At 61.1% G+C, this 7454-nt stretch carries 5 protein-coding genes and 1 pseudogene; 5 read left to right on the top strand and 1 reads right to left on the bottom strand.

Annotated elements, in window-relative coordinates; all coding sequences use genetic code 11:
- The first annotated feature begins 78 nt into the window (after positions 1-78).
- The 5 genes and pseudogenes from DDF70_RS34675 (at position 79) to DDF70_RS37290 (ending at position 6187) form a co-directional block, all read left to right on the top strand.
- Positions 79-645: a winged helix-turn-helix domain-containing protein gene (locus tag DDF70_RS34675; protein WP_162820617.1), complete on the top strand. Its 567-nt coding sequence runs from the start codon at positions 79-81 to the stop codon at positions 643-645.
- A complete protein-coding gene (locus tag DDF70_RS34670; RefSeq protein ID WP_162820745.1) occupies positions 582-1097 on the top strand; it encodes a transposase in 516 nt (171 codons plus the stop codon). Before DDF70_RS34675 ends, DDF70_RS34670 begins: the two co-directional genes overlap by 64 nt.
- Positions 1098-1454: 357 nt before the next feature.
- A pseudogene (locus DDF70_RS34665) lies at positions 1455-2594 on the top strand (transposase).
- Between the two features lie 1343 nt (positions 2595-3937).
- Positions 3938-5293: a dicarboxylate/amino acid:cation symporter gene (locus DDF70_RS34660; RefSeq protein WP_114949071.1), complete on the top strand. Its 1356-nt coding sequence runs from the start codon at positions 3938-3940 to the stop codon at positions 5291-5293.
- 549 nt (positions 5294-5842) lie between these two features.
- Positions 5843-6187 (top strand): hypothetical protein, encoded by a 345-nt coding sequence (locus tag DDF70_RS37290; protein ID WP_162820889.1) that lies wholly within the window; start codon positions 5843-5845, stop codon positions 6185-6187.
- Between the two features lie 19 nt (positions 6188-6206).
- Here DDF70_RS37290 and DDF70_RS34650 read toward each other — a convergent pair.
- Positions 6207-7351, bottom strand: a protein-coding gene (locus tag DDF70_RS34650) for an IS3 family transposase (protein ID WP_425374146.1) whose coding sequence is annotated in 2 segments (ribosomal slippage) — positions 6207-7093 and positions 7093-7351 — 1146 coding nt in all. Because the reading frame shifts where the segments join, the coding sequence is not laid out codon by codon here.
- Positions 7352-7454: the final 103 nt, after the last annotated feature.

The following is a 7454-nucleotide window of genomic DNA, read 5'->3' as shown; positions in this document are numbered from 1 at the left end:
TCTATTGATCTTCACGCACCGGGTGTAACATAGGGCAGTGTCCGTCATCGTGAGGAGGTGCGCGATGGAAGGCAACGTTTGGCGACCGACGCATTTGACGGCAGAGCAGATGGAGGAGCGCGCCTAACAGCCGCGGTGCTGTTGCGCCAGGGGCAGCTCTCGCAGGCCGAGATCGCCCGGCATGTGGGGGTCAGTCGCGCCAGTGTCTGCCGCTGGGCCGCCACGCTCGTCCAGGCGGGCCCGCGCGGCCTGGCCGCGCGGCCCAACCTCGGGCCGCCCGCGCGCCTCGATGAGAAAGCCTGGACCCGCTTGAGCCGGCTCCTCGACCGAGGGGCCATCGCGGCCGGCTTTGCCACCGAACGCTGGACGCTCAACCGCATCGCGGCCGTGATCGAGCGCGAGTTCGGGGTGCATTATCATCCGCGCTATCTGGAACGGCCGCTCAAGGCGCATGGCTTCAGCGTGCAGCGTCCGGCCACCCGGGCCAAGGAGCGCGATGAGCGGGTGATCGCGGTCTGGCCCAAGCGGGACTGGGTGGCGCTGAAACAAAGGCAGGTCGGGAGCACCGGACGCTCTTACTCGTGGATGGGACGGGCCACAGCTTCCGGGCGCGGCCAGCCACGACCTGGGCCCGGCGCGGGCTGACCCCGGTGCTCCAGCGGGTGAGCAAACGATGCGAGGTGTCGAGCATCGTGGCGGTCACGCCGGACGGGCGGCTGTATGCCCGTCACTTTCGCACCAGCGTCTCAAGTGAGACCGTGATCGCGGCCCTGCGGCATTTCCGTCGCAAGGTCGGTGCGCCCCTGCGGGTGGTCTGGGATCAGCTCAATGCCCACCGCTCACGGGCGACAAGGGACTTCATCTCAGCGCATGCGCAGGATGATGCAGGGGCGTACTTGCCGGCCTATGCGCCCGAGCTGAACCCCGAGGAGCAGTGCAACGCCATCGTCAAGGGGGCCATGGCAAACGCGCTGCCCGACTCAGTCGACGACCTGCATCGGCTCGCCCGTCGCGAGTTCGGCCGCCTCAAACGTCACCCCGAGATGATCGTCCGCTTCTTCCGTCATGCAGGCCTCTCCGTTACCGGCATCCCGTGAAGATCATTAGATGAATTTTTCATGAGACCTGTTGCGGGCTGAAATCTTGCGGTAGCGACCCGCGCCGAGAAGGGCATTCTGCTTAACCCATCTCGCCTGACGGGGCTCAGTAGTCTGCACGACGGTGTGGTATGCCTTCCGGCACATTTTGCCTTTGATCGGACCGCATGCGGCACCAGGACCACCGCGGCTCGCTTCAGATTGCAGGCGATTGCCGCTAGCCTAGTTTCCATCCACAAACGGCAAACGTTTGACTTCATTACGTGAATCATAGCTTTGCGCGAGCAAGGCCCAGCGGTTTCAGGTATCTTGGATCATGCCACTGAGCCCAAAGCCCTGCCACCGCCGGAGCCGACAATGCGCCAGGAACGCACCGTCCAAGCCAGCATATTCGATCGTTTCGCCACGCACGAGATCGGCTGCGAGTTGAAGGCAATGTCGCAATGGCTGGACGAGCATTGCGATCTGCTTAGCGTGGTGGCGCGAAACCTGTGTCGGGGCGGCATCAAGGCGACCGGACGGCAAGGCCTGCCCGCTGAAGCGGTGCTGCGCTGTGCGATCCTCAAGCAGTACCGGCAACTGAGCTACCAGGAGTTGGCATTCCACCTCGAGGACTCCGCTTCATTTCGCGCGTTTGCCCGCCTGCCATGGTCATGGAGCCCGCAGAAGTCGGTGCTGCACAAGACGATCAGTGCGATCCGGCCCGAGACCTGGGAGCAGATCAATCGGACCCTGCTGTCGGTCGCTCGGCAGGCGAAGCTCGAAGACGGCGCGGTGGTCCGGCTGGACAGCACGGTGACCTCGGCACTCATGCACGAACCGAGCGACAGCAGCTTGCTGTGGGATGCCGTACGGATCATGGTGCGCCTTCTGAAGCGGGCTGACGCCTTGATCGGCGGCGCCGGTTCATGGCGCGATCATTGCCGCGCGGCCAAGAAGCGCGCCCACAAGATCCAGTTCACGCGCAGTCGATCCACTCGGGTCCAACTCTATCGCGAGCTGATCGCCATCACGCGCACGACCTTGGCCGATCTGGAGCAGGCGAGCGAACGATTGGCCGTGGCGAGCACGCCGCCCATCGCCCTATGGCAGGTCCAGGTTCGTCACGATCGGCCGCTGGTCGAACGCATCATCAGACTGCTTGCTGCCGATGCTGGCGCGCCACGTCGCCTTCTATGGCCAAGCGCCGCGGCAAGCGGCGGCCGATGGCGGCTTCGCCACGCGCGGCAACCTGGCCACAGCGAAGGCGTGGGGCGTCTGCGACATGGCCTTTCACAAGAAAGCCGGCCTCAGGATCGAGGATATGGTCAGAAGCAAGTGGTCTATCGCAAGCTGCGCAACTTTCGCGCCGGCATCGAAGCCGGCATCTCATGCCTCAAACGCGCCTAGGGCTTGGCGCGTTGCACCTGGCGCGGCCTTGATCACTTCAAAGCTTATGTCTGGTCCTCGGTCGTGGCCTACAACCTCGTTCTCTTCACTCGCCTCACAGCGACCTGAACCGAGCCGGTATCCCGATTGCGTCACGCCGGCCACAGTCGGCCCTCGGGACGAGCGCCTAACCGCGCCCACGACACCATTTTTGTCAACACTCAGCGCTCTTCACCCTGCCTAGCCTCGTCAAAGCCGCTCCAACTCGGCACAACCTATTGTGCATGCTCCGAAATGCGCACGTTTATGGACGGAAGCCAGCCTAGTCTGCAGGGCCGCTATCGCCAGTCCGAGATAGCGCAGGCGTCGTGGGTCGTAGCTATGTTTCCAGGCGCCGAAGATCTTCTCGATCCGGCAGCGCAGATAATGAATGTGATGGTACTAAATCCGCAGCTTGCGTTAGGAATCGGCACTAAGCTGACCCCACGCGCCTGTCTGGACCATGCGCGGGTATCCGCCCTCCGGGCCGCACCGCAGAGGCAAAAGGTGTTCCGCGCTACGCACTGTCCGCGGAAACGGCGCCGGGGTCATACAGCGGGACGTTTTCGCCAGCACGCCCGTTGTTGACGTCGTCGGGTGTCACCTTCTAGACCCTCAACGAGACGCGGCTCGACATCCGCCGCCACATGAATTTTGAAGCCGTAGATCAAATTGCTTCATCTGGGTCAAGCCCGGGCACCCTCCTCGTCCAAGTGCGCGGTCGAAGCAATCAAAGTTGCATCCATTGCACCTGATACCAACAACGTTCCGCCACCAAACAGCCAAGATGCCAAGGAGGTGCTGATCCAGCAAGGACCGTTCGACCACCTCCGATAGACGATCCGGCGAGCAACGATGGGGTACGGGATCTGCAATGAACTTCGTGTCCAATCCGACTGCGTGCGATGGAACCGCCACCGTCATGTCCCGCGGCTCCATCTGATCACCAAAGCAGCCACAGGTCGGGGTACCCGCGCACGGGTCTCATCTGTCTTAGTGCAGCCCTGCTTCTTTCAGCCGATACGACCGAGGTTTCATATGCCATTCGGCGACCGCGTCACGGAGTGCGAACAAAACGACAAGCCAGAGAGTTTGACCGCCGGCCGATCTGCCTGGAAACAGCAATCGGGCGCGCCGGAGCGAGCCCTTGTCAAGGCTGTATTCTGCCACCGCGTTCTCCAGACTGATTGTTGACGAACTTGAGGGACCTTGGTGCGGATTGTCGCCAGGGGGGAGGCAGAGAGTGCCGAAATCCGCACAAGCGTACTGCGCTGCGCTTCCGAAATGCCTGAGAACCCGGCGGTTCGCTTGTTGTGTGTTTTGGCACGGCTCTTGCAATTGGAATCGCAGCCGCGTTCGACCGGAGCGCCGCAACAGGAGAAGCCCGGGAAGGGACGAAGAGCCCGCCCCGATCAGGTTAGGGAGAGAACTTTATGCTTACCCCACAAGCCCAAAGCGCCAACCTTGTGCCTCGCAAGCGTTTCTATGCCCAGCTTTACGTGCAGGTGCTTGCCGCAATCACCCTCGGCGTCGCACTCGGCCATTTCTATCCAGGCGTTGGTGAAAACATGAAGCCTCTCGGCGATGCCTTCATCAAGCTCGTCAAGATGATTATCGCGCCCGTTATCTTTCTGACCGTTACGACCGGCATTGCTGGCATGAACGATCCCCATAAGGCGGGCCGGGTTGTTGGCAAGGCGATGGTCTATTTCGTCACGTTCTCAACGCTCGCCCTGATCGTCGGCCTCATTGTCGCCAATGTCGTTCAGCCTGGCGCCGGCCTCAACATCAATCCGGCCTCACTTGATGTCCAAGCCGTGAGTACTTATGCCGCCCAGGCCCACGCGCGATCGGTGACGGCTTTCCTAATGAATATCATCCCGGGAACGATTGTTGGGGCCTTTGCGGAAGGCGACATCCTGCAGGTACTGTTCTTCTCGGCCCTCTTCGGTATAGCGTTGGCCATGGTTGGAGAGACGGGCAAGCCGGTCGTTGACCTCCTTGAGGCCCTCTCCGCGCCCATCTTCAAGCTCGTCAGCATCCTGATGAAGGCCGCACCGATCGGCGCTTTCGGCGCGATGGCTTTTACCATAGGCAAGTATGGTATCGGCTCTGTGATCAACCTCGCGTTGCTGGTCGGGACATTTTATATCACGGCCTTCTTCTTCGTATTCGGGGTTCTAGGTGCGGTTTGCCGTTACAATGGCTTCTCGATCTTTTCTCTCGTCCGTTACATCAAGGAAGAGCTGCTGCTAGTCCTCGGAACATCTTCCTCGGAGGCCGCGCTCCCATCACTCATGGAAAAAATGGAAAAGGCTGGTGCCAAGCGTTCCGTCGTGGGCCTCATCATTCCGACTGGGTATTCCTTCAACCTGGACGGCACCAACATCTACATGACGCTCGCCGCTCTTTTTATCGCCCAAGCGACGAACGTGGATCTCTCAATTAGCGATCAGGTTCTCCTGCTGCTCGTTGCGATGCTTTCCTCGAAGGGCGCAGCAGGTGTGACGGGGGCCGGCTTCATCACACTCGCCGCTACGCTCTCCGTCGTCCCGAGCGTTCCCGTTGCTGGCATGGCTCTGATCCTGGGCGTTGACCGCTTCATGTCAGAATGCAGGGCACTAACGAATTTGATCGGTAACGCGGTGGCGTCGCTCGTGGTAGCTCGCTGGGAGGGAGAATTGGATCAAGCGCAGTTAGAGTCTGCATTGTGTGGCCGTCACCCTGCCGAGCCAGTAACAGGCCAACCAACGATCGTACACACGCCGAGGAAGGTCGCAGCATCGTGACCTGTTCAATCCACGGGCATGCTATAAGCACTGCACGATCGACGTGCAGGCGCCAAAGATAACCTCGTGAACTGATAACTACAAAAGCGCAAAATGCCGTGAGCCCAAAATCGTGGGTGCTTCGGAACACTGGTACGTCAACATGCTGAGCAAGCTTGGAGATGATGTTCGAGGCAGAGACTTGTTTCTGAAGGATGGCGAACACTTCATTAACTCAGGAGGGTCCCCACGGGCCACACACGTTTTAATGGAAGAGTTTCAGGAGGAGGCAGTCCTGCGCGCTCTGACAGGCCGTCGCAGCCTGATCGAGAAAGACTTCTCAGCCGAGGGCCCGAGCCGGAAACAGCGGCGGATATCTCTTACGCGTCGACGACTGGGGGCGGCTGTGTCTGGCCGTGATCCGGGACCCGTTCGCTCGGCTGACCGTAGGTTGGATCGCCAGCGACTGTCTGCACCAGGAACTTGCGCTGTAAGCGATCCGCGTCGTTTTAGACATGGAGGCCTCGCGCCATGACACACGCAAGCGACGTCAACAGTCGAGCCACATAGTTGGACGATCTCATCCCCCGGATTACCGCCAGTCCGGCGGCATCGAACCACGCCGGCCTTTGGCATGAACGAAGGCTGGATATGAAACTCCCAGTTTGCGCCGTTCATCGGCCGGTGGGGCAATGGAGCATGTCCAAACTCTTCATATGGCTCATGTCCTCCATAGGCCTGACCTTCTTCCTTGCCGGTATCGTGAATGGCATGACTGGCATGGGCCCGCCGACCATGGCCACCGGGGTGCTCGGAGCTATCATTGCGCCGGTCGCGGCCGCTGCGCTCCTGATCGTGCCGTCCTTGATCGTCCGTACAATGGTGCTAAGTTCCTTTTGGAATTGCTTCGCTTAAGTGGAGAGCGGTTTGGTAGCTATCCGGCCAGCCTTTCGAACTGAACCGGACTGAGGTAGTCGAGCGTCGAATGACGCCGGACGGGATTGTAGAAGCCGTCGATGCAACGGCCGATCGCCTGCTTGGCCTCGGCCCTCGTCTGGAAGACCGTGCGCCAGACCAGTTCGGATTTCAAGGTCTTGAAGAAGGTCTCGACCACGGCGTTGTCGAAGCAATTGCCTTTCCCGGACATCGAGATCCGGATGCTGTGTTTCCTCAACTCGGCCTGGTAGGCTGTTGAGCAGTATTGACTGCCGCGATCCGCGTGATGCGTGAGCCCCTCACCGGGTCTTCGGATCGCCAGAGCCTTGCGCAGCGCCTCGAGCGCCAGCTCCTTGTGGAGGCTGTCACTGACCGCCCAGCCGACCACCCGCCGGGCAAACAGGTCCAAGATCACGGCCAGATAGAGCCAGCCCTCGTTCGTCCATACGTACGAGATGTCTGCGGCCCATTTCTCGTTTGGACGCCCGGCCGAGAAGTCCTGCTCGAGGAGATTGGGCGCAACCGGGAAGGCGTGATGGCTGTCGGTGGTGCGCGTGAACCGGCGCTTCCGCCGGGCCTTGAGGCCGTTCTCCCGCATCAGCCGGGCGGTCCGGCGCCGACCAACCTCCAAGCCCTCATCCTGCAACTCGCGGGTCATCCGCGGGCTGCCGTAGGTCTCATGCGAGAGGGCAAAGGCCGAGCGGATGTGGGCCAGCAAGACCAGGTCCTCCCGTTGGCGTGGGCTCGCTGGACGAGATCGCCAGGCGAAGTAGCCGCTCGGGCTCACTTGGAGAACCTGGCACAGGCGCGTGACGGGGAACTCCTCTTTCGCCACATCGATGAACTGAAACTTCATCGACTTCCCTCCTTGGCGAAAAAAGCCGTAGCCTTTTTCAGGATCTCGCGTTCCTGGCGCAGGATCTCGTTCTCGCGCCGCAGCCGTTTCAACTCGGCCGCCATGTCCTCTTGGCGCTCTTCAGGCGGATCATCGATCTGGCGCTCGCGCCGGCGATCAATCCAATGGCGCAGGGTCGACAGGCCGACGCCGAGATCCTCGGCAATCGCCCGTCGGCTGCGGCCGCTAGTCAGAGCAAGCCGCACCGCCTCATCCTGAAACTCTTTCGTAAAGCGTGTCTGGGACATGGAGATCCTCCTGGGCTATAAGAGTGCTCTCCATCTTTCCGATACTGCTGGCGAATGGGTTGGAGCCCTTGAGGCAGGGATTGGCGTTCTGGGTTTGAGGGGG

The sequence above is a fragment of the Microvirga calopogonii genome, from assembly GCF_003347665.1.
GTDB lineage: Bacteria > Pseudomonadota > Alphaproteobacteria > Rhizobiales > Beijerinckiaceae > Microvirga > Microvirga calopogonii.
Note: the sequence above shows the minus strand (reverse complement) of the source record. Positions and strands in the feature narration are given on the sequence as shown.

Coding starts and splice junctions, on each gene's coding strand:
- DDF70_RS34660 (WP_114949071.1), top strand. CDS start 3,938: ATGCTTACCCCACAAGCCCAAAGCGCCAACCTTGTGCCTCGCAAGCGT.